The following is a 20,880-nucleotide window of genomic DNA, read 5'->3' as shown; positions in this document are numbered from 1 at the left end:
TGATGAGCGGCAGCGCGTGCCGCTCAAAGATTACAGTTAATAGGGTTTAGTGAACGTAGTTAAAAATAAAAGGCATCACGGTGGTGAATAATGCTGCTTTCGGCCAGGCCGGATTAATCGCCGTCAATTCAGCGCGAGCAGATTCATATTGCGCAATCTCCCCTAATCCCGCTGCCGCCAGCATCGCCACCATCAGGCATTTTTCTTTATGCTGCTGTTGTAAATCGCCATACAGCGACAACAAGTCGGGTTGCGAGACGGCAAAGAAATCCGCTTCGATACTGGTTTTCGCCATCTCTTGTGCCCACTGTTTCATTTCAGTGAACAGTTGTTGTGCGGTTTGTTGTTCGCCCAGCAATCGCAGCGCCATCCCTTGCCAGAAGAGATAATCAACTGGCTGATCGTTGTAATAACTGTGGATGTTGATGGTGCGATCGCCGGTCGCCGCCAGGCGTAAACAACGCGTCGCCTCAGCTTCATCACCCTGCGCTTTGGCGCATACTGCCTGCCAGAACCAGATGTCATTATCAGTCTGCCCCGGTAAACGGCCTTCGCTCAAATTCTCCGGGTAATGCAGCGCGGCATGAAGCAGTTTGCCGGCCTGCTGCGGCTGTCTGGCATCAAGGTGGTGCCAGGCACGTAACAACTGATTGAGGATAAACTGGCTGGTGACCTTCCCTTCTCCGCCTTCCCACGGGTGGAATTTGCGCGTGGCGAGAATATCTGCCGCTTTGTTTGCCTGACCGGTGAGATGCCACAAATTGAGCAGTTCTGCGGTCATGTCGTCGCGTTTCAGGGCAATTGCCAGATTATTTTCCAGACGCGCCAGTCGTTTCTCCGGTGCAGCTCCGGTTAACTTATCCAGCAAATCCCGTTCGAAAAGCAGACGTGCATCCTGCGGCGCAAGTTGATAAGCATTATCAAGATAACGGGCAGCCAGTTCATAATCATGCTGTTTATTCCACGCATGGATCGCCAACCCGCGCCAGCCGTCGGCAAACTCCGGCGTCATCTCTACGCAACGTTGCCATAACGCTATCGCTTTGCCATAACTGCGCTTGTTGTAATGGAAACAGGCCAGTAAATGACGGGCGAACCAGCACTCTTCAATACTCTCCAGTGCCGCGACTTCTTCCAGCGTATTCGGGAAACGAACAAACTGCGGGAACACGTCAATGGCTTTCGCAATCAATTCGCCGCGCTCAGCTTTCGGCAACAAACTGGCTTGCAGATAAAGCGGCAGCGTTCGCTGGCAGTCCAGTGCGTTCAGCATCTCTGCCGCCAGGGCGGGCATTCCCCAGTTAATCAGTTGCCCGGCGGTCATCAGGGCGTTAACGTCACGCCCCTGACACAGACCACGCCACTGCGTGAGGGCTGACTCGGTACGACCATCGAACCAGTTCAGCCACCACAGGGTGGCGTTCAGCGGATAATCGCGCAGCAGTTTCTCGCGCTGCAAACGCGCGTTGTCCTGACGACCACTTAACACCAGCAGCAGATTATGCAGGCACAGCACTTGCTGATTGGTTGGGCAGGCGCGCAGACTTTGTTGGCAAAAATCCAGACCAGCGTCGAAGTTACCATTACGCGCCGCCAGCCGTGCCAGACCATAATAGCCGCCTGCTTTACTGTTACCGCTCCAGACCGAACGCCAGAAATCTTCTTCAGCTTGTTGATATTGCCCCTGACGCTCATACGCACTGGCGCGAATCAAACTTGCCTGTCCGCACTGCGGGTTTTTGTTCAGCGCATGTGCGCGTTTCAGCGCCTGACTGGCATACGCCACCGCTTGCGGGAAATCGGCACGGTTATATTCCAGCATCGCCAGCGCCAGGTTACAGCGATAATCCAGCGGATCCAACGCCACGCCGCGCAGGTAGTAATCGAACGGTGAACGGCTGGCATGATGGTATTGCTCCAGATGCTGACCGATAAACCAGGCTTCATCTGTACTGGTAATGTCTTGCGCTGCCAGTGGCGCTTTGGCGACGTCCGGCAGCGGCAACTCTTGCGGCTGATGTTCCTGATAACTCAGAACAATATTGCCGTCAGCATCGGAAAGTTCGATGGTCAATCTGTCCGGCTCAATACCGTGCAACACGCCCTGGATGGCGGTTGCTGGCGTCAGAGCCACGGCATCGTTAAGTAACGCTTCGCGCTTGCCGATTTCGCGGATCGCCAGACGGTATCCGTTCAACGGGGAGATGGCATACAGCCCCCACTCAATCCCCCGCTCGCTACGCTGTAATTTAATCACCGCATCGCGGGAGGCGTTTTGCACCATGCCCAGAGAATGGTAAGGCAGGAAATACTGCTCGAAACGCTTCTCTTCGTAAGCATCAAGCCAGGTAAAATCGGGTTGGTTATCAGCAAAAATGCCGGTCATCAGCTCGATATACGGACCGTTATTGTCGGTCAGGCTCTTATCCCACGCCTGGCCAAACTCACTGTGTCCCCAGCTCCACTGTTTTTTACCCGGCGCAATGTGGTGGTTGGCAACGTGTAATAAACCGCCATCTTCATCGTGACACCACGCGCCAACAAAATCGTACTGCGATTTTTCGGCCATATATGAGGTAGGAACAGGCACGTTTTTATAACGCGAAATGTCCACGCCGGCGGAGTAGTCCACTTTGTAATAGGTGCCGGTGGCGATGGGGAAAGCGGAAACTGCGCGTTTGCCGTGATCAAACACCGCAGTCACATCGGGCGGAAAAACGCTCTGATGCCCTTCACCACCTTTCACTGCCGGGTTGGCCCACCATAAAAAATGACGCGGCGTGGCGTTGCCGTTATAGACGCGGCTGGCAATCTCCAGTGCGGCACGGTCAGGGCGCAGGGTGAAACCAGTCATCACCTGTAAACCGTGCATCGGCTCCGTTTCGCCGACCCACACCGTCTGTGCGCCGTCTTCATGGGCTTCGAGGGTGAAATCAACAGGCATAAAGGTGGTCGGGCGATGGTGTTGCGGCCAGTTAAACTCAATCCCGCCGGAGATCCACGGCCCCAGCAGCCCGACCAGCGCCGGTTTAATGACTTCATTGTGATAGACAAAATCTCGCTGTTTCACTTTATCCCACGCGCGATGCACACGACCGCCCAGCTCCGGCAGGATCATCACTTTGATGTAGTCGTTTTCCAGCCACACCGCCTGCCAGGATTTCAGGATTCTCTGCTCGCTCAGCGTATCCGTCACGCCGTAGGGATAAACTGCGCCGGACGATCCCTGATAAACGCGATTTTCCAGGAACATGGGATGTATATCCTGCGGTCCGGTTTCATAGGTCGGGATCTCAACGCGCTCTTGCCACACTTTTACTGGAGTCATGGTGCCCTCAATATTAACAAGACATACTGAATTAAAAGATTTGTGGCAGTGTATTGAACAATCTGGCAATGTTTTCGCGGAATAATCACGCAATTAACTAAACAAGGTTTAGTGAAGATGAGAGCCTGCATAAACAATCAACAGATCCGCCACCATAACAAATGCGTGATTCTGGAACTGCTGTACCGGCAAAAGCGCGCCAATAAATCAACGCTGGCCCGGCTGGCGCAAATTTCGATTCCGGCGGTAAGTAATATTTTGCAGGAGCTGGAAAGCGAAAAACGGGTGGTGAATATCGACGATGAAAGCCAGACACGCGGGCATAGCAGCGGCACATGGCTGATTGCGCCGGAGGGTGACTGGACGCTGTGCCTGAACGTTACGCCCACCAGCATTGAGTGTCAGGTCGCCAATGCCTGTCTAAGTCCGAAAGGCGAATTTGAGTATTTTCAGATTGAAGCACCGACACCGCAGGCGCTGCTGTCCGAAATCGAAAAATGCTGGCATCGCTATCGTAAATTGTGGCCGAACCGTACCATCAACCTGGCGCTGGCAATCCACGGTCAGGTTGATCCGGTGACCGGCGTGTCGCAAACCATGCCGCAAGCGCCGTGGACAACGCCAGTTGAGGTGAAGTATCTGCTGGAAGAGAAGCTGGGCATTCGGGTGATGGTCGATAATGACTGCGTAATGCTGGCGCTGGCGGAGAAATGGCAAAATAATTCACAGGGACGGGATTTCTGCGTGATCAACGTTGATTACGGCATTGGCTCGTCGTTCGTGATTAACGAGCAAATTTATCGCGGCAGTTTGTATGGTAGCGGACAGATTGGTCACACCATCGTTAATCCGGATGGCGTCGCCTGCGACTGCGGACGTTACGGCTGCCTGGAAACCGTCGCCTCGTTAAGCGCATTAAAAAAGCAGGCGCGGGTATGGCTAAAATCACAACCTGGCAATACTCAGCTTGATCCTGAAAAACTGACTACCGCGCAATTAATCGCTGCATGGCAGAGTGGAGAACCGTGGATCACCAGTTGGGTTGACCGCAGTGCCAACGCCATTGGTTTGAGTCTGTATAACTTCCTCAACATCCTTAATATTAATCAGATTTGGTTGTATGGTCGCAGTTGCGCCTTTGGCGAGAACTGGCTTAATACCATAATTCGCCAGACGGGATTTAACCCGTTCGACCGCGACGAAGGACCGAGCGTAAAAGCGACGCAAATTGGCTTTGGGCAATTAAGCCGCTCACAACAGGTGCTGGGGATAGGCTATTTGTATGTTGAAGCACAGTTACGCCAGATTTGATGGCGCGATAAGGTAAAAAGGCTTCCCGGAGGAAGCCTTTTTTCAACAGATTAACCGTTTCGCTTATGCGTAAACCGGGTAGCGTGCGCAGATGTCGAGAACTTTACCTTTGATGCGCTCGATAACCGCTTCATCATTGATGCTGTCCAGCACGTCACACATCCAGCCAGCCAGTTCTTTCGCTTCAGCTTCTTTGAAGCCACGACGGGTAATCGCCGGAGTACCCACGCGAATACCGGAGGTCACAAACGGGCTCTTCGGATCGTTCGGTACGCTGTTTTTGTTCACAGTGATATTGGCACGACCCAGAGCGGCGTCTGCTTCTTTACCGGTCAGGTTTTTATCTACCAGATCAACCAGGAACAGGTGGTTATCAGTACCGCCGGAAACCACTTTGTAACCACGCTCCAGGAACACTTCTACCATCGCTTTGGCGTTTTTCGCGACCTGCTGCTGGTAAATTTTAAACTCTGGCTCCATCGCTTCTTTCAGCGCAACCGCTTTACCGGCGATTACGTGCATCAACGGACCGCCCTGACCACCAGGGAAAACGGCAGAGTTCAGTTTTTTGTACAGTTCTTCGCTACCGCCTTTCGCCAGGATCAGGCCGCCGCGCGGACCCGCCAGGGTTTTGTGAGTGGTGGTAGTGACAACGTGAGCATGAGGAACCGGGTTCGGGTAGACGCCAGCGGCAACCAGACCCGCAACGTGCGCCATATCAACGAACAGGTAAGCACCGATGCTGTCAGCGATTTCACGCATTTTCGCCCAGTCCACCACGCCGGAATATGCAGAGAAGCCACCGATAATCATTTTCGGTTTGTGTTCTTTGGCTTGTTTTTCCAGATCGGCGTAGTCGATATGACCGGTAGCATCGATACCGTAAGGAACGATGTTGTACAGTTTACCGGAGAAGTTAACCGGAGAACCGTGAGTCAGGTGACCGCCATGCGCCAGGTTCATACCCAGAACGGTATCACCTGGTTCCAGCAGCGCGGTGTAGACCGCAAAGTTAGCCTGAGAGCCGGAGTGCGGCTGGACGTTAGCGTAGTCAGCGCCGAACAGTTCTTTCGCGCGATCGATCGCCAGTTGTTCGACGATATCAACATACTCGCAACCGCCGTAGTAGCGTTTGCCCGGATAACCTTCAGCATATTTATTGGTCAGCTGAGAACCCTGCGCCTGCATTACGCGCGGGCTGGTGTAGTTTTCGGAGGCGATCAGTTCGATGTGCTCTTCCTGACGTACTTTTTCCTGCTCCATAGCCTGCCACAGTTCGGCATCATAATCGGCAATGTTCATTTCACGCTTTAACATCCGCATCTCCTGACTCAGCTAACAATAAAATTTTTGGCCTTTATAGGCGGTCCTGATGGACAACGGCGAACAGTATAACCGAATCATTCTGCGATAACAGGTCTTGACAAAGGAATTTACGCAAACGATTACCTTCAGGCTGTGCAAGGCTTTGGAGAATAAAGAGCTTGCAACCGGAAACGGATTTCTTTTCAGGTTTGTGATGCAAATTTTTCACTTCATCACATTCTTGATGAAAAACACCAAAGAACCATTTACATTGCAGGGCTATTTTTTATAAGATGCATTTGAAATACATCAATTAAGATGCAAAAAAAGGAAGACCATATGCTTGACGCTCAAACCATCGCTACAGTAAAAGCCACCATCCCTTTACTGGTGGAAACGGGGCCAAAGTTAACCGCCCATTTCTACGATCGTATGTTTACTCATAACCCAGAACTCAAAGAAATTTTTAACATGAGTAACCAGCGTAATGGCGATCAACGTGAAGCCCTGTTTAACGCTATTGCCGCCTACGCCAGTAATATTGAAAACCTGCCTGCGCTGCTGCCAGCGGTAGAAAAAATCGCACAGAAACACACTAGTTTCCAGATCAAACCGGAACAGTACAACATCGTTGGTGAACACCTGTTGGCGACGCTGGACGAAATGTTCAGCCCGGGTCAGGAAGTGCTGGACGCGTGGGGGAAAGCCTATGGCGTGCTGGCAAATGTATTTATCAATCGCGAGGCAGAAATCTATAACGAAAACGCCAGCAAAGCCGGTGGCTGGGAAGGTACTCGCGATTTCCGCATTGTGGCTAAAACACCGCGCAGTGCGCTTATCACCAGCTTCGAACTAGAACCAGTCGACGGTGGCGCAGTGGCAGAATACCGTCCGGGGCAATATCTCGGTGTCTGGCTGAAACCGGAAGGTTTCCCGCATCAGGAAATTCGTCAGTACTCTTTGACCCGTAAACCTGATGGCAAAGGCTATCGTATTGCGGTGAAACGCGAAGACGGCGGACAGGTTTCTAACTGGCTGCACAATCACGCCAATGTTGGCGATGTCGTGAAGCTGGTGGCTCCGGCGGGTGATTTCTTTATGGATGTGACAAATGACACACCGGTAACCTTAATCTCTGCCGGTGTCGGTCAGACGCCAATGCTGGCTATGCTCGATACGCTGGCAAAAGCAGGCCATAGCGCCCAGGTGAACTGGTTCCATGCGGCAGAAAATGGCGATGTTCACGCCTTTGCTGATGAAGTTAAGGAACTGGGACAATCACTGCCGCGCTTTACCGCACACACCTGGTATCGTCAGCCGAGCGAGGCCGATCGCGCGAAAGGTCAGTTTGATAGCGAAGGTCTGATGGATTTAAGCAAACTGGAAGGTGCGTTCAGCGATCCGGCCATGCAGTTCTATCTCTGCGGTCCGGTGGGCTTCATGCAGTTTGCCGCGAAACAGTTAGTGGATCTGGGCGTGAAGCAGGAAAACATTCATTACGAATGCTTTGGCCCGCATAAGGTGCTGTGATTTGATATTGCCGGATGGAAACATCCGGCAACCCTGACGCGGTTTAAATTGCCGCGTCGTCCTCTTCACCGGTACGGATACGAATAACCCGTGCCACGTCAAAGACGAAGATTTTACCGTCACCGATTTTGCCGGTTTGCGCAGTGCGAATAATGGTATCGACACAGGTATCGACAATGTCGTCTGGTACGACAATCTCAATTTTCACCTTCGGCAGAAAATCCACCATATATTCCGCGCCGCGATACAGCTCGGTATGGCCTTTCTGGCGGCCAAAACCTTTCACCTCGGTGACCGTCATGCCGGTAATGCCGACTTCAGCCAGTGCCTCGCGGACATCGTCCAGCTTGAAGGGTTTAATAATCGCATCAATCTTTTTCATGCTATTCCTTGAAAAGGTCGCCTGTCTTCTGATCTGCTAAACGTAACACATTACGCCGATTCATTCCTTGAAATCGTTTGCATCCAGCTCGTGTCGGGAAAGCAGTTTATAAAATTCTGTCCGGTTGCGCCCCGCCATTCTCGCCGCGTGGGTGACGTTGCCTTTAGTGATTTGCAGCAGCTTACGCAAATAGTTGAGTTCAAACTGATTACGCGCCTCAACAAAGGTGGGCAGCGCCGTGTTTTCGCCCTCCAGCGCCTGTTCCACCAGCGCATCACTAATTACCGGGGATGAGGTCAGCGCCACGCACTGTTCAATCACGTTGACCAACTGACGCACATTGCCTGGCCAGCTCGCGGTCATCAGGCGTTTCATTGCATCGGTGGAGAACGCGCGAACAAAGGGTTTATGTCGCTCTGCTGCCTGGCGCAACAAGTGATTTGCCAGCAGTGGAATATCTTCCGTGCGCTCCGCCAGTGCCGGAATTTTCAGGCTGACAACGTTGAGGCGGTAATAAAGATCTTCGCGAAACTCCCCGCGCGCCATCGCTTTTGGCAGGTCGCGGTGAGTGGCAGAGATAATCCGCACGTCGATATCAATATCGCGGTTGCTGCCCAGCGGGCGCACTTTACGCTCCTGCAACACGCGCAGCAGTTTGACCTGCAACGGTGCGGGCATATCGCCAATCTCATCGAGAAATAGCGTACCGCCTTCCGCCGCCTGGAATAAACCTTCGCGATTGCTGACAGCGCCAGTAAACGCACCTCGCGCATGACCAAACAGTTCTGACTCCAGCAACTGCTCGGGCAATGCGCCACAGTTAATAGCAATAAATGGTTTGCTGTTGCGCGGGCTTGCGTTGTGGATAGCCTGGGCGAAAATCTCTTTCCCGGTGCCGCTCTGGCCGTTAATCAGCACGCTAACATCTGATTGCGCCACCAGTCGCGCCTGTTCCAGCAAACGCAACATCAGTGGACTGCGGGTAACAATCGCCTCACTCCAGCGTTCGTCTGTGGCTGGCGCGGATTGCTCCAGCGCATCGTCAATTGCCTGATACAACGCGTCTTTATCAACAGGTTTGGTGAGGAAACTGAACACGCCCTGCTGTGTCGCTGCAACGGCATCAGGAATGGAACCATGCGCGGTAAGAATGATTACTGGCATACCCGGCTGCACTTTCTGGATTTCAGCAAACAGCTGCATACCGTCCATTTCATCCATTCGCAGGTCGCTGATGACTAAATCTACTTTTTCGCGATTCAGTACCCGTAATCCTTCTGCACCACTTTCTGCCGTGACCACGCTGTAGCCTTCGCTGGTCAGACGCAGGCCAAGTAGTTTCAGCAATCCGGGATCATCATCTACCAATAATAAATGCGCAGGTTTATGGCTCATCAGGGGTGACCTCACTGGTAGATGGTGCGGGCGTTTCACTCTCGTGCGGCGTGTCCGGCGCGAAATTTCCGGCCGGTTTGCGGGTCGAGAGCTGACGTTCAATATCGGTCAGATTTTCCAGCTTGCGGGTGGTGAGTTCCAGTTGCTGCTGTAGAACGTGATGCTGCTGGCGCAAGGTATCCAGTTCGCTGTCGCTGGACTGCTGGAGTTTACTGTAGCGTTGGCGCTCTTGTGCCAGTTGCAATTGTAACGCCTGATCGTCGCGCCAGAGTTGATACAGCGGGCGAACCTGCGCCGGGATCTCAGTACTTAACGCGTCTATGCGCGCGACCATCTGGCGACGCTCATACGGCGTAATTTTAGCGTCGGCGAGCAAAATCCCCTGTTTAAAGGTATTTTGCCAGCTACCATCACCATACTTACGGGCTTGCTGGCGCGACTGCGCTGGCATTAAACGATCAGCACAATCCATCGCCCGTAGCCAGTAAAGCGGATTAGTTTCGGTTGATTTACCTTGCAGCGCCCAGATGTCGCTACATTCGGTAGAAAGATAGTCAGCCAGTTGATAAACCGGAATTTTTTCTTGTGCAGACGTATCTATGGCAGGCTTATCGTGACTCTGCACACAACCCAGCAACGCCAGACAAGGCAACCCTGCCAGCCACAGCCGTCGGGGCAATAATCGTTGAAAAATGTGTCGCATATTCACCAGACTTAGAGCCTATCCCAGTGGGCGTAATTGTTGCAGGCAGTTTGGACACGGACAGCGCGGAGAAACCGGAGCGTACACATAGTACGTGATGATTTCGAGCACTGCCCGGAGCCAAACTGGCAAATAAAATAGCCTGATGGGATAGGCTCTTAACATTATTTTGTGTTTTTCGACGACGGTAATTCAATGCGGAAACAAACGTCTTGCCCGCTTTCGTCGACCAGATACAGTTCCCCCTGCATACGGCGAATACAATCCCTGGCAATGCTTAATCCCAGACCACTGCCCTTCACCGCCCCTTTTCGCTGGTGGCTTCCCTGAAAAAAGGGTTCGAAGATCATGGCGCGTTCTTCTTGCGGAATGGGCGTGCCTGTATTGATGACATCAATATAAACCCGCGCACCATGTAAACTGCTGCGAAGGCAAATGTTACCGGATTCAGCCCCGTAGTGCACCGCATTGGAGTAAAGATTATCCAGCACGCTCATCAGCAGCATTGGCTCCGCCAGGCAAGCTGTTGCTTTGAGATCGACGTCGGTATGCATCATTTTAGCCCGTGCTGGCAAGCTATGAGCGGAAACCACCATCTCCACCAACGGTGCCAGCTCTACGTTCTCCAGTTCCACCGCGCCGTCCGCCTGTTTACGGTTGTAATCAAGCAGTTGTTCGATCAGTTTTTGCAAATTGCGGCTACTGCTATCAAGAATGCTCACCACCTCTTTTTGCTCTGGCGTAAGCGGCCCGACAACCTGGTCAGCCAGTAATTCCGTGCCTTCGCGCATACTCGCCAGCGGCGTTTTTAATTCATGAGATAAATGACGTAAGAACTGGTGCCGCTGGGATTCCAGCCATGACACGCGCTCGCTTAACCAAAGAATACGCTGCCCAACCGAACGTAACTCACTCGGGCCACTGAACGAAACGCTATTGCCCAGAGAACGCCCTTCCCCCAGACGGTTGATCATCCGTTCAATATTTTTCACCGGACCGATAATCATCCGCGTGAAAAGCAGCACCATCACCAGGCTCACCAGAAATAGCACCAGCGACTGCCAGCCAAAATATTGCCCACGTTCGGCGATTTCGCGTTGTAACTGCTGCCCGCGAGAGAACACCACAGTGCGAGTGGCTTGAACCATTTCGGTATTGGCATTGGCGAAGGCTTCCAGACGTGCGGCGGCAGCGGTATCGGGACCGCTGTTGTTACACTGAAGTTGAGCCAGATTGTTCAAATCCTGACGCAATGCCTGATAGAGTTTATCGTCCGGCAACACGCCTGCGTGGGCATCAAGCATTTCACTGTAACGCTTGCGCTGGCTTTGATACACCTTCGCCAAAGTGGGATCATCCAGCACACAATACTGACGGTAGCTACGCTCCATCTCCAGCGCCGCGTTGGTCATCGCTTCACTGCGCCGGGCATCGATAAGCGTCGTGCGATTGACCAGCGCCGCCTGATCGCTAAGTGCATTCAGGCTTTGCCAGGCTTGCCATGCCAGCACCAGCAAAGGGAGCAAAATAAGCAAGAATGCCAGCATTACCAGCTGTCGTAATGAGCGGGGAAAAACGGGCCAGCGTTTCAAGGTGTTACTCTCGTCAGACGCGAATAGACTGATGCTAACCGAGGGGACGTTCAGATACAACAAAGCCGGGAATTACCCGGCTTTGTTGTGGAATAAGGCGGTGCCTAACTCGACGTTTCGCCCGATGGTTGATATAGCTAAGCTGATATCAGAAGTTGGACGGCAGGCACCTTGTTGTGCGTCATTCTAATTTTATGTAGCACGTCCCGAAGGGGCTGACATAAGTCGGTGAATGAGCCACTGCTTATTATTATGCAGTAACTGTGCCAATAAATAAAATAGTTTGATAACGTACTGATAAATGTAGCTTTGATGGATTAATGGCTACTCCACTGTTTGGCTATAAATCAGCCACTGTGTCGTTTAAAAGAGACATCCAAAGATGAAATTGTTTGTTTTAAATTAAATCAACAAGTTAAGTGTCACCTATAAGCGACACGGTAAATCACACATTGTCGTGATTTACAGACACAAAAAAGCTCCCGGTGTTGGGAGCTTATAATTGTTGGCTAAGTGGTTGTGTGTAACGCCACATCCGGCCTACAAAATATTGCAAATTCAATACATTGCAGGAAACATCCGAGCCAACCAGACAAGCATAGCGCATCAGGCGATGCGCATATTGCCCGATATCTTAACCCAGCTGCTTACGCGCATTGCGGAAAATACGCATCCATGGCCCATCCTCGCCCCAGTTTTCCGGATGCCATGAATTGCTGACAGTACGGAAAACACGCTCCGGGTGCGGCATCATAATGGTGACACGACCGCTTTCAGTCGTGACCGCCGTAATACCGTTCGGGGAACCGTTCGGGTTAGCCGGGTAAGTTTCGGTGACTTTGCCGAAGTTATCGACATAGCGCAGCGCCACCAGCCCTTTGCTTTCCAGTGCTGCCAGATGAGCCGCATCGCGCACTTCCACACGCCCTTCACCGTGAGAAACGGCAATCGGCATCTGTGAACCCACCATTCCCTGCAACAGCAGCGACGGGCTTTGGGTTACTTCTACCAGGCTGAAACGCGCTTCAAAGCGATCGGAGGTGTTACGCACAAAACGTGGCCACAACTCACTACCCGGGATCAGTTCGCGCAGGTTAGACATCATCTGGCAACCGTTACATACCCCCAGAGCCAGCGTTTGCGGACGATGGAAGAAGGTTGCAAACTCATCGCGTACACGGTCATTGAACAGAATAGACTTCGCCCACCCTTCACCGGCGCCCAATACGTCGCCGTAGGAGAAACCGCCGCACGCTACCAGGGCGTGGAAATCCTCCAGGCCCGTGCGTCCAGCCAGCAGGTCGCTCATATGTACGTCGATTGCATCGAAGCCTGCACGGTGAAAAGCTGCCGCCATTTCCACATGCGAGTTCACGCCCTGCTCACGCAGCACGGCAACTTTCGGGCGCGCGCCAGTGGCAATAAATGGTGCCGCCACATCTTCGTTGATATCGAACGACAATTTCACATTCAGACCCGGATCGGCATCGTTAGATTTCGCCTGGTGTTCCTGGTCGGCACACTCCGGGTTGTCACGCAGGCGCTGCATCTGCCAGGTAGTTTCTGCCCACCAGACACGCAACGTGGTGCGGCTTTCGCTGAATACAGTCTGCCCGTTGGCGGTAATCACAAAACGGTCACCGGAAACCGCCTGACCGACATAATGGACGCAATCAGCAAGGCCGTGCTGTGCCAGTAGGGTTTCTACTGCTTCACGTTCTGCTGCGCGTACCTGAATCACCGCACCCAGCTCTTCGTTAAACAACGCAGCCAGGCGATCCTCTCCGAGAGAGGCGATATCCGCTTCAATGCCGCAATGACCGGCAAACGCCATTTCCGCCAGCGTTACCAGCAGGCCGCCATCAGAACGGTCGTGGTACGCGAGCAACTTACGCTGTGCAACCAGCGCCTGAATCGCGTCATAGAAGCCTTTCAGTTGCACGACGTCACGTACATCTGCCGGTTTGTCGCCAAGCTGACGATAAACCTGCGCCAGCGCCGTTGCGCCCAGCGCGTTATTGCCAAGGCCGAGATCAATCAGCAGCAGTGCGTTATCTTCGGTAGAAAGCTGCGGCGTGATGGTATGACGTACATCTTCCACGCGGGCAAATGCAGAAATCACCAGCGACAGCGGCGACGTCATTTCGCGCTCTTCGTTACCTTCCTGCCAGCGGGTTTTCATCGACATAGAGTCTTTACCCACCGGGATCGTCAGGCCCAGCGCCGGACAAAGTTCTTCACCCACGGCTTTAACAGCTTCATACAGGCCCGCATCTTCACCAGGATGACCTGCTGCCGCCATCCAGTTGGCGGAAAGTTTAATGCGTTTGATATCGCCAATCTGTGTTGCGGCGATGTTAGTTAACGCTTCACCGACCGCCAGACGGGCAGAGGCGGCGAAATCCAGCAGCGCAACCGGCGCACGTTCGCCAATCGCCATCGCTTCACCGTAGTAGCTGTCGAGGCTGGCGGTAGTGACCGCGCAGTTAGCGACCGGCACCTGCCACGGACCAACCATTTGATCGCGCGCCACCATGCCGGTTACGCTGCGGTCGCCAATGGTCACAAGGAAGGTTTTCTCTGCCACAGTTGGCAGATGCAGCACGCGTTTCACCGCGTCAGCAATGGTGATCCCTTCACGAGCCAGCGCATCGCCCTTCGCTTTCAGTGTTTGTACATCGCGGGTCATCTTCGGCGTTTTACCAAGCAGCACGTCCAGCGGCAGATCGATTGGCTGATTATCAAAATGACGATCGTGCAGAGAAAGATGCAGTTCTTCGGTCGCTTCACCAATTACCGCGTATGGCGCACGTTCACGCTTACACAATTCGTCAAACAGCGGTAACTGATCGGCAGCAACCGCCAGTACATAACGTTCCTGGGATTCGTTACACCAGATTTCCAGCGGGCTCATGCCCGGTTCATCGCTCAGGATATCGCGCAGTTCAAATTTACCGCCGCGTCCGCCGTCGCTCACCAGCTCCGGCATGGCGTTAGAAAGGCCGCCCGCGCCGACGTCGTGGATAAACAGAATCGGGTTGGCATCCCCCAACTGCCAGCAGCGGTCGATCACTTCCTGGCAACGACGTTCCATCTCCGGGTTGTCGCGCTGTACAGAGGCGAAATCGAGGTCGGCATCAGACTGACCGGAAGCCATAGAAGACGCCGCGCCGCCGCCAAGGCCGATGTTCATTGCCGGGCCACCGAGAACGACCAGCTTCGCGCCAACGTTGATCTCGCCTTTTTGTACGTGATCGGCGCGGATGTTGCCGATCCCGCCCGCCAGCATGATCGGTTTGTGATAACCGCGCAGCTCTTCGCCATTGTGGCTGTTCACTTTTTCTTCATAAGTACGGAAGTAGCCGTTCAGTGCCGGACGACCAAATTCGTTGTTAAACGCCGCGCCGCCAAGCGGGCCTTCGGTCATGATGTCCAGCGCGGTAACAATGCGCTCAGGCTTACCGAAATCTTCTTCCCACGGCTGTTCGAAGCCTGGAATACGCAGGTTGGATACGGAGAAACCGACCAAACCGGCTTTCGGCTTCGCGCCGCGTCCGGTTGCGCCTTCATCACGGATTTCGCCGCCGGAACCGGTCGCTGCGCCCGGCCACGGAGAAATCGCCGTCGGGTGGTTGTGGGTTTCTACTTTCATCAGGATGTGCGCCGGTTCCTGATGAAAATCGTAGCGACCTGTTTCGTGGTCAGCAAAGTAGCGGCCCACTTCAGAACCTTCCATTACGGCGGCGTTATCTTTATAAGCAGAGAGAACGTGATCCGGCGTGGTTTCGAAGGTGTTTTTGATCATCTTGAACAGCGATTTCGGTTGCTGTTCACCGTCGATAATCCAGTCGGCGTTAAAAATCTTATGACGGCAGTGCTCAGAGTTCGCCTGGGCGAACATATAAAGCTCTATGTCGTTCGGGTTACGACCAAGCTTCGTGAAAGCATCTTGCAGATAGTCAATTTCATCTTCCGCCAGTGCCAGACCGAGGCGCTGGTTAGCGTCGATCAGCGCCTGACGCCCCTGCCCCAACAAATCAACGCTGGTAACCGGAGTCGGTTGATGATGAGCAAACAGCTGCTCTGCATCATCTAAAGCGAAAAAGACCGTTTCCATCATGCGGTCGTGCAGTTCAGCGGTAACCTGCTGCCATTGTTCATTAGTCAGCGTACCGGCTTCTACATAGTAAGCAACGCCGCGCTCAAGGCGGTTTACCTGTTGCAGCCCGCAGTTATGGGCGATATCGGTCGCTTTCGAAGACCAGGGAGAGATGGTGCCAGGACGCGGGGTCACCAGCAGTAGTTTGCCTTGCGGGGCGTGGCTGGCGAGTGCCGGGCCATATTTCAGCAGGCGTTCAAGCTGTGCGTGCTCATCATCGTTTAACGGCGCATTGAGGTCAGCAAAATGGACATACTCGGCGTAAATGTTGTGAACCGGGAGCCTGGCAGCCTGAAAACGTGCCAGCAGTTTGTTGATTCGGAATGCCGACAATGCAGGCGAACCACGCAGAATTTCCATCATAAGTCTCTCGTCTTCTAAGCTTTCGGTGTACCCAAGGGGGGGAAACGGGCGTCATTATAAAGAATCTGATGCGCTGACGAAACCGTTTGCGTGGAAATAAAATCACCATCATGAATTAGCAACGCGTGCCGCCAATCTCTGTAATAAGTTGCCAACTGGCGCAAGTTTACGCAAAATGCCGCTCATTTATGATTAAACCTTTCTTTAGCATTACGATCTTTCAGGCTGGGACGCGCACGACACAGAGAATTAACTAATTGAAAAAATTAAAGATTAATTATCTGTTCATCGGCATTCTGGCACTGCTTCTCGCGGTCGCTCTTTGGCCATCCATTCCCTGGTTTGGTAAAGCCGACAATCGTATCGCCGCCATACAAGCGCGGGGAGAGTTGCGTGTGAGTACTATTCATACTCCCCTGACATATAACGAAATCAACGGTAAACCTTTTGGCCTGGATTACGAACTGGCAAAACAGTTTGCCGATTACCTCGGCGTAAAACTGAAAGTCACCGTACGGCAGAACATCAGCCAGTTGTTTGACGATCTCGATAACGGAGATGCCGATCTGCTGGCAGCGGGACTGGTCTATAACAGCGAAAGGGTTAAAAATTATCAGCCTGGCCCAACCTATTATTCCGTTTCACAACAACTGGTCTATAAAGTGGGTCAGTATCGACCACGGACGCTGGGCAATCTGACGGCGGAACAGTTGTCCGTCGCTCCAGGGCATGTTGTCATTAACGATCTGCAAAAACTGAAAGAGACTAAGTTCCCGGAATTAAGCTGGAAAGTGGACGACAGAAAAGGATCTGTGGAGTTAATGGAAGATGTTATCGAAGGTAAGCTCGATTACACCATTGCCGATTCTGTCGCTATCAGCCTGTTTCAGCGCGTTCACCCGGAACTTGCTGTGGCACTGGATATCACCGATGAACAACCGGTGACCTGGTTTAGTCAATTAGATAACGATAATACGCTTTCTGCGGCTCTGCTCGATTTCTTCAATGAAATGAATGAGGACGGCACACTGGCGCGTATTGAAGAGAAATATCTCGGACATGGCGATGATTTTGATTACGTTGATACACGCACATTTTTACGCGCCGTTGATGCGGTACTGCCGCAGTTAAAGCCTCTGTTTGAGAAATACGCCGAAGAAATTGACTGGCGTTTGCTGGCCGCTATTGCTTATCAGGAATCGCACTGGGATGCGCAGGCCACTTCGCCGACCGGTGTACGCGGCATGATGATGTTAACCAAAAATACCGCGCAAAGCCTGGGTATTACCGACCGCACTGATGCCGAACAAAGCATCAGCGGTGGCGCGCGTTACTTGCAGAATATGATGAGTAAAGTGCCAGAGAGCGTGCCAGAAAATGAGCGGATCTGGTTTGCGCTCGCCGCCTATAATATGGGCTATGCACATATGCTGGACGCCCGCGCCCTGACAGCAAAAACCAAAGGCAATCCTGACAGTTGGGCCGATGTCAAACAGCGTCTGCCTTTACTTAGCCAGAAACCCTATTACAGCAAGCTGACTTACGGCTATGCGCGTGGGCATGAAGCCTATGCTTATGTCGAAAATATTCGTAAGTATCAGATTAGCCTGGTAGGTTATCTGCAAGAGAAAGAGAAGCAGGCTACAGAAGCGGCGATGCAGCTGGCCCAGGATTATCCGGCGGTATCACCCGCTGAATTGGGTAAGGGAAAATTTCCCTTTCTCTCGTTTCTTTCGCAGTCGTCATCTAATTATCTGACGCACTCCCCTTCTCTACTGTTTTCCAGGAAAGGGAGTGAAGAAAAGCAAAATTAATCTGTAGCGGGTTGCGCTTTTTTCTGCGCTTTGATTTCCTGGCGGCGCATTCGGAAAAAATCGCTGAGTAGCGCCGCGCACTCATCCGCCAGTATTCCTTCCGTAATTTCCACTCGATGATTCATACCGGGATGGTGCAGCACATCCATTAATGATCCGGCGGCGCCAGTTTTCGCATCACGCGCGCCAAAGACTACGCGACCAATACGGCTGTGGATCATCGCTCCGGCACACATCACGCATGGCTCCAGCGTGACATACAACGTGGCGTCGATCAGGCGATAATTCTGCATCACCAGCCCTCCTTGCCGCAGCGCCATGATTTCTGCATGTGCAGTAGGATCATGACGTCCTATCGGACGATTCCATCCTTCGCCGATTACGCGATTGTTATGCACTAATACCGCGCCGACCGGCACTTCTCGCTCGTCCCAGGCACGTTTCGCCAGCGTCAGCGCATGACGCATCCAGTATTCGTGGCTAAATTCGACTTCAGACAAAAAGAAAACTCCGGTTATAAAAGCGCGGCGCATTATACACGGACGCTATGCTTTACTCTATTCCAGTTGCTGGAGTTCACCGCGAGGCGTTACCCGCCAGCGATGCTGACAAAAATAGAGTAGCGGATTGTCCTGATTACTGTCGCTATAGCCACTGTACAGCCGCAGCGGTGTGCCGATTTTGCGTTCCAGTTGCGCGACCTTTTCATGGCCAAGACAGCGCATAGTCAGCACCCAGCCGCCATAGCCGCGCTGGATCTGACTGGCGATAAGATTAACGCGTGGCAGCCACGGCGTATCGAAATAAACCGCTTCGACCAAAGCCTGAGGGGAACCGGTAATCAACCAAATGTCAGCATCGGAGCTTAGCAAATAGCTGGTCAGACGTTCCTGCACTAGCGGGAACGCCGTAACATTGTCGCGAAACCAATGCACGAAATCGGCTTGTAACGCCTGTAAACGTGCTTCGCTATGACCAAAGGTACAGCCCCATAGCAGCAGACTCATCGGCCAACGTGCCGCTCGCCCCTTGATTAATAATGCAATGACAATGACCGGCAACAGCGGCAGAACAAGTAACGCATTCAGCGGCTGTCGGCGCAGTAAGTAGCGCAGAAAACTGCCGAACATATCCTGTTGATGCAATGTTCCATCTAAGTCAAAAAACACCACACGGCGCTCGTGAGTTGCCAAACCATACCCCTCTGGACTGATACATCCTGATTAATTTTCACTACCAGATAGCCTAACAGATAGATCATCACTTTTCCGGCAACAATCTATCGCATAATGGTTGACTGGAATTTTTAATTCATGGCAATTAACTTTGATGGAATATAATATTCTCTCGCTTGTATCTCATATTGCCTGTTGTCGCCATTAATTCATCGCGAGGAAAGATATGAACGGCTTACTTCGTATCCGTCAGCGTTACCAGGGGCTTGCCCAGAGTGATAAAAAGCTGGCGGACTATCTCCTGCTACAACCGGACACTGCCCGCCACCTTAGTTCCCAACAACTGGCCAACGAAGCCGGAGTCAGTCAGTCCAGCGTAGTGAAGTTCGCGCAAAAACTTGGCTATAAAGGTTTTCCGGCACTTAAATTGGCGTTAAGCGAAGCTCTGGCAAGCCAACCGGAATCGCCCTCCGTACCCATTCATAACCAAATTCGCGGTGATGATCCGTTACGGCTGGTTGGCGAAAAGCTGATTAAAGAAAACACGGCTGCCATGTACGCAACACTGAACGTCAATAGTGAGGAGAAGCTACATGAATGCGTGTCGATGCTTCGTTCTGCGCGACGGGTTATTCTGACTGGTATCGGCGCTTCCGGTCTGGTGGCGCAGAATTTTGCCTGGAAGCTGATGAAGATAGGTTTTAATGCTGCCGCTGAGCGTGATATGCACGCGTTGCTTGCAACTGTGCAAGCTTCGTCACCGGACGATTTGTTATTAGCCATCTCATACACAGGTGTACGGCGCGAGTTAAACCTGGCAGCAGATGAAATGCTGCGAGTGGGTGGAAAAGTGCTGGCAATCACCGGTTTCACCCCCAATGCCCTGCAACAGCGCGCTTCTCATTGCCTGTATACCATTGCCGAAGAACAAGCGACAAACAGTGCTTCGATCTCCGCATGTCATGCTCAGGGAATGTTAACGGATTTGCTGTTCATTGCGCTGATCCAGCAGGATCTGGAACTGGCGCCAGAACGTATTCGTCATAGTGAGGCGCTGGTGAAAAAACTGGTTTGAGTAAAGAATGCGCGTATAATGCCCGCCCGGTTTGTGTTGTTTTGAGAGTTTCCTTATGGCGCTGTTAATCACTAAAAAATGCATCAATTGTGATATGTGTGAACCCGAATGCCCGAATGAGGCGATTTCGATGGGTGAACATATCTACGAGATTAACAGCGACAAGTGTACCGAATGCGTAGGTCATTACGAGACGCCAACCTGCCAGAAAGTGTGCCCGATCCCCAATACTATTGTGAAAGATCCGGCGCATGTTGAAACAGAAGAACAGTTGTGGGACAAGTTTGTGCTGATGCATCATGCGGATAAGATTTAGTATTTTTCCTCTGGAGCAGGATATTGCTTATTCAGTCGTGTAAAAACGAAATTATTATATTTATTTTTATGATGTCATTAATAAAAACATTCATTAAATGAATTTCGATAATATCTGCGCAGACACTTAATTATTATTAAAGGCGCGTCTGGCTGGTTAAGCCGACGCGCCTTAAGTACGTTTCCTGATGTTACAAGAACAGAAGGATCAGCTGTAAAACAGCAATGACGACTTTAATAACCCGTTTAATAAGGTATCGACAATCAGTCATTCGTTTTTCCTTAAACAAGGAATGCAGCCGTTCAGATTAGCCCTTACATCTCCCCAAAACTGAACGTGCGAGTTATTGAGGGTACATGCTGCACTCCGCACCAGAGCTTTGACGACACCACTCGTTTCAATGGGGGAATTCAGTGATATGGTGTAAAGCAC

Annotated in this window: 15 protein-coding genes; 5 read left to right on the top strand and 10 right to left on the bottom strand. The window is 52.2% G+C overall.

Translation table 11 applies throughout. The annotated features are described in order from the left end of the window. Positions 1 to 46: 46 nt before the first annotated feature. Positions 47 to 3,328 carry a DUF5107 domain-containing protein gene (locus tag A7589_RS15495; protein ID WP_105282587.1) on the bottom strand — a complete coding sequence of 1,094 codons (3,282 nt, stop codon included), beginning with the start codon at positions 3,326 to 3,328 and terminating at the stop codon, positions 47 to 49. A gap of 117 nt (positions 3,329 to 3,445) precedes the next feature. Here A7589_RS15495 and A7589_RS15490 point away from each other — a divergent pair, with 117 nt between their 5' ends. Continuing rightward, a complete protein-coding gene (locus tag A7589_RS15490) occupies positions 3,446 to 4,639 on the top strand; it encodes an ROK family protein (protein ID WP_010356351.1) in 1,194 nt (397 codons plus the stop codon). A 63-nt stretch (positions 4,640 to 4,702) separates the two neighbouring features. Here A7589_RS15490 and glyA read toward each other — a convergent pair whose 3' ends face one another. After that, positions 4,703 to 5,956 (bottom strand): serine hydroxymethyltransferase, encoded by a 1,254-nt coding sequence (gene glyA, locus A7589_RS15485; RefSeq protein WP_000919151.1) that lies wholly within the window; start codon positions 5,954 to 5,956, stop codon positions 4,703 to 4,705. A gap of 327 nt (positions 5,957 to 6,283) precedes the next feature. Between glyA and hmpA the strand changes: the two genes are divergently transcribed. After that, on the top strand, positions 6,284 to 7,474 hold the full coding sequence (gene hmpA / locus A7589_RS15480; RefSeq protein ID WP_000883106.1) for an NO-inducible flavohemoprotein: 1,191 nt from the start codon (positions 6,284 to 6,286) through the stop codon (positions 7,472 to 7,474). A 43-nt stretch (positions 7,475 to 7,517) separates the two neighbouring features. On the opposite strand, the gene glnB is transcribed toward hmpA, so the two are convergent. The 5 genes from glnB to purL form a co-directional block, all read right to left on the bottom strand. Next, the gene (glnB, locus tag A7589_RS15475; RefSeq protein WP_000717694.1) at positions 7,518 to 7,856 is read right to left on the bottom strand and encodes a nitrogen regulatory protein P-II; all 339 of its coding nucleotides are present in this window, start codon (positions 7,854 to 7,856) and stop codon (positions 7,518 to 7,520) included. Positions 7,857 to 7,916: 60 nt separating this feature from the next. Further along, positions 7,917 to 9,251, bottom strand: coding sequence for a two-component system response regulator GlrR (glrR, locus tag A7589_RS15470; RefSeq protein WP_000018522.1), 1,335 nt, complete (start codon positions 9,249 to 9,251; stop codon positions 7,917 to 7,919). Beyond that, entirely contained in the window at positions 9,241 to 9,954 is a 714-nt protein-coding gene (qseG, locus tag A7589_RS15465) for a two-component system QseEF-associated lipoprotein QseG (RefSeq protein WP_105282589.1), read from the bottom strand. The genes glrR and qseG overlap by 11 nt, the downstream gene beginning before the upstream one ends. A gap of 164 nt (positions 9,955 to 10,118) precedes the next feature. Then, a complete protein-coding gene (qseE, locus tag A7589_RS15460; protein ID WP_108188908.1) occupies positions 10,119 to 11,546 on the bottom strand; it encodes a two component system sensor histidine kinase QseE/GlrK in 1,428 nt (475 codons plus the stop codon). 634 nt (positions 11,547 to 12,180) lie between these two features. Continuing rightward, positions 12,181 to 16,068, bottom strand: a complete 3,888-nt coding sequence (purL, locus tag A7589_RS15455; protein WP_000970151.1) for a phosphoribosylformylglycinamidine synthase — start codon at positions 16,066 to 16,068, stop codon at positions 12,181 to 12,183. Positions 16,069 to 16,325: 257 nt separating this feature from the next. Here purL and mltF point away from each other — a divergent pair, with 257 nt between their 5' ends. Further along, a complete protein-coding gene (gene mltF / locus A7589_RS15445; protein ID WP_000734182.1) occupies positions 16,326 to 17,882 on the top strand; it encodes a membrane-bound lytic murein transglycosylase MltF in 1,557 nt (518 codons plus the stop codon). On the opposite strand, the gene tadA is transcribed toward mltF, so the two are convergent. Both tadA and yfhb read right to left on the bottom strand, forming a co-directional pair. Further along, positions 17,879 to 18,382: a tRNA adenosine(34) deaminase TadA gene (tadA, locus tag A7589_RS15440; RefSeq protein WP_016158802.1), complete on the bottom strand. Its 504-nt coding sequence runs from the start codon at positions 18,380 to 18,382 to the stop codon at positions 17,879 to 17,881. The genes mltF and tadA overlap by 4 nt on opposite strands. A gap of 57 nt (positions 18,383 to 18,439) precedes the next feature. Continuing rightward, on the bottom strand, positions 18,440 to 19,075 hold the full coding sequence (gene yfhb / locus A7589_RS15435) for a phosphatidylglycerophosphatase C (RefSeq protein ID WP_000190662.1): 636 nt from the start codon (positions 19,073 to 19,075) through the stop codon (positions 18,440 to 18,442). Positions 19,076 to 19,283: 208 nt separating this feature from the next. Here yfhb and A7589_RS15430 point away from each other — a divergent pair, with 208 nt between their 5' ends. Beyond that, entirely contained in the window at positions 19,284 to 20,132 is an 849-nt protein-coding gene (locus A7589_RS15430; protein ID WP_001013777.1) for a MurR/RpiR family transcriptional regulator, read from the top strand. Positions 20,133 to 20,187: 55 nt separating this feature from the next. After that, the gene (gene yfhL / locus A7589_RS15425; protein WP_001196294.1) at positions 20,188 to 20,448 is read left to right on the top strand and encodes a 4Fe-4S dicluster ferredoxin YfhL; all 261 of its coding nucleotides are present in this window, start codon (positions 20,188 to 20,190) and stop codon (positions 20,446 to 20,448) included. A 190-nt stretch (positions 20,449 to 20,638) separates the two neighbouring features. On the opposite strand, the gene shoB is transcribed toward yfhL, so the two are convergent. After that, positions 20,639 to 20,719: a type I toxin-antitoxin system toxin ShoB gene (gene shoB, locus A7589_RS15420; RefSeq protein WP_000128779.1), complete on the bottom strand. Its 81-nt coding sequence runs from the start codon at positions 20,717 to 20,719 to the stop codon at positions 20,639 to 20,641. Positions 20,720 to 20,880: the final 161 nt, after the last annotated feature.

This window comes from Escherichia sp. MOD1-EC6475 (genome assembly GCF_003046645.1).
Taxonomy (GTDB): Bacteria; Pseudomonadota; Gammaproteobacteria; order Enterobacterales; family Enterobacteriaceae; genus Escherichia; species Escherichia ruysiae.
This window is presented reverse-complemented; position numbering and strand designations above follow the sequence as displayed.

What these genes read in the sequence shown, in the direction of transcription:
- A7589_RS15495 (WP_105282587.1), bottom strand. Translation starts at nt 3,328, where the DNA reads ATGACTCCAGTAAAAGTGTGGCAAGAGCGCGTTGAGATCCCGACCTAT.
- A7589_RS15490 (WP_010356351.1), top strand. Translation starts at nt 3,446, where the DNA reads ATGAGAGCCTGCATAAACAATCAACAGATCCGCCACCATAACAAATGC.
- glyA (WP_000919151.1), bottom strand. Translation starts at nt 5,956, where the DNA reads ATGTTAAAGCGTGAAATGAACATTGCCGATTATGATGCCGAACTGTGG.
- hmpA (WP_000883106.1), top strand. Translation starts at nt 6,284, where the DNA reads ATGCTTGACGCTCAAACCATCGCTACAGTAAAAGCCACCATCCCTTTA.
- glnB (WP_000717694.1), bottom strand. Translation starts at nt 7,856, where the DNA reads ATGAAAAAGATTGATGCGATTATTAAACCCTTCAAGCTGGACGATGTC.
- glrR (WP_000018522.1), bottom strand. Translation starts at nt 9,251, where the DNA reads ATGAGCCATAAACCTGCGCATTTATTATTGGTAGATGATGATCCCGGA.
- qseG (WP_105282589.1), bottom strand. Translation starts at nt 9,954, where the DNA reads ATGCGACACATTTTTCAACGATTATTGCCCCGACGGCTGTGGCTGGCA.
- purL (WP_000970151.1), bottom strand. Translation starts at nt 16,068, where the DNA reads ATGATGGAAATTCTGCGTGGTTCGCCTGCATTGTCGGCATTCCGAATC.
- A7589_RS15430 (WP_001013777.1), top strand. Translation starts at nt 19,284, where the DNA reads ATGAACGGCTTACTTCGTATCCGTCAGCGTTACCAGGGGCTTGCCCAG.
- yfhL (WP_001196294.1), top strand. Translation starts at nt 20,188, where the DNA reads ATGGCGCTGTTAATCACTAAAAAATGCATCAATTGTGATATGTGTGAA.
- shoB (WP_000128779.1), bottom strand. Translation starts at nt 20,719, where the DNA reads ATGACTGATTGTCGATACCTTATTAAACGGGTTATTAAAGTCGTCATT.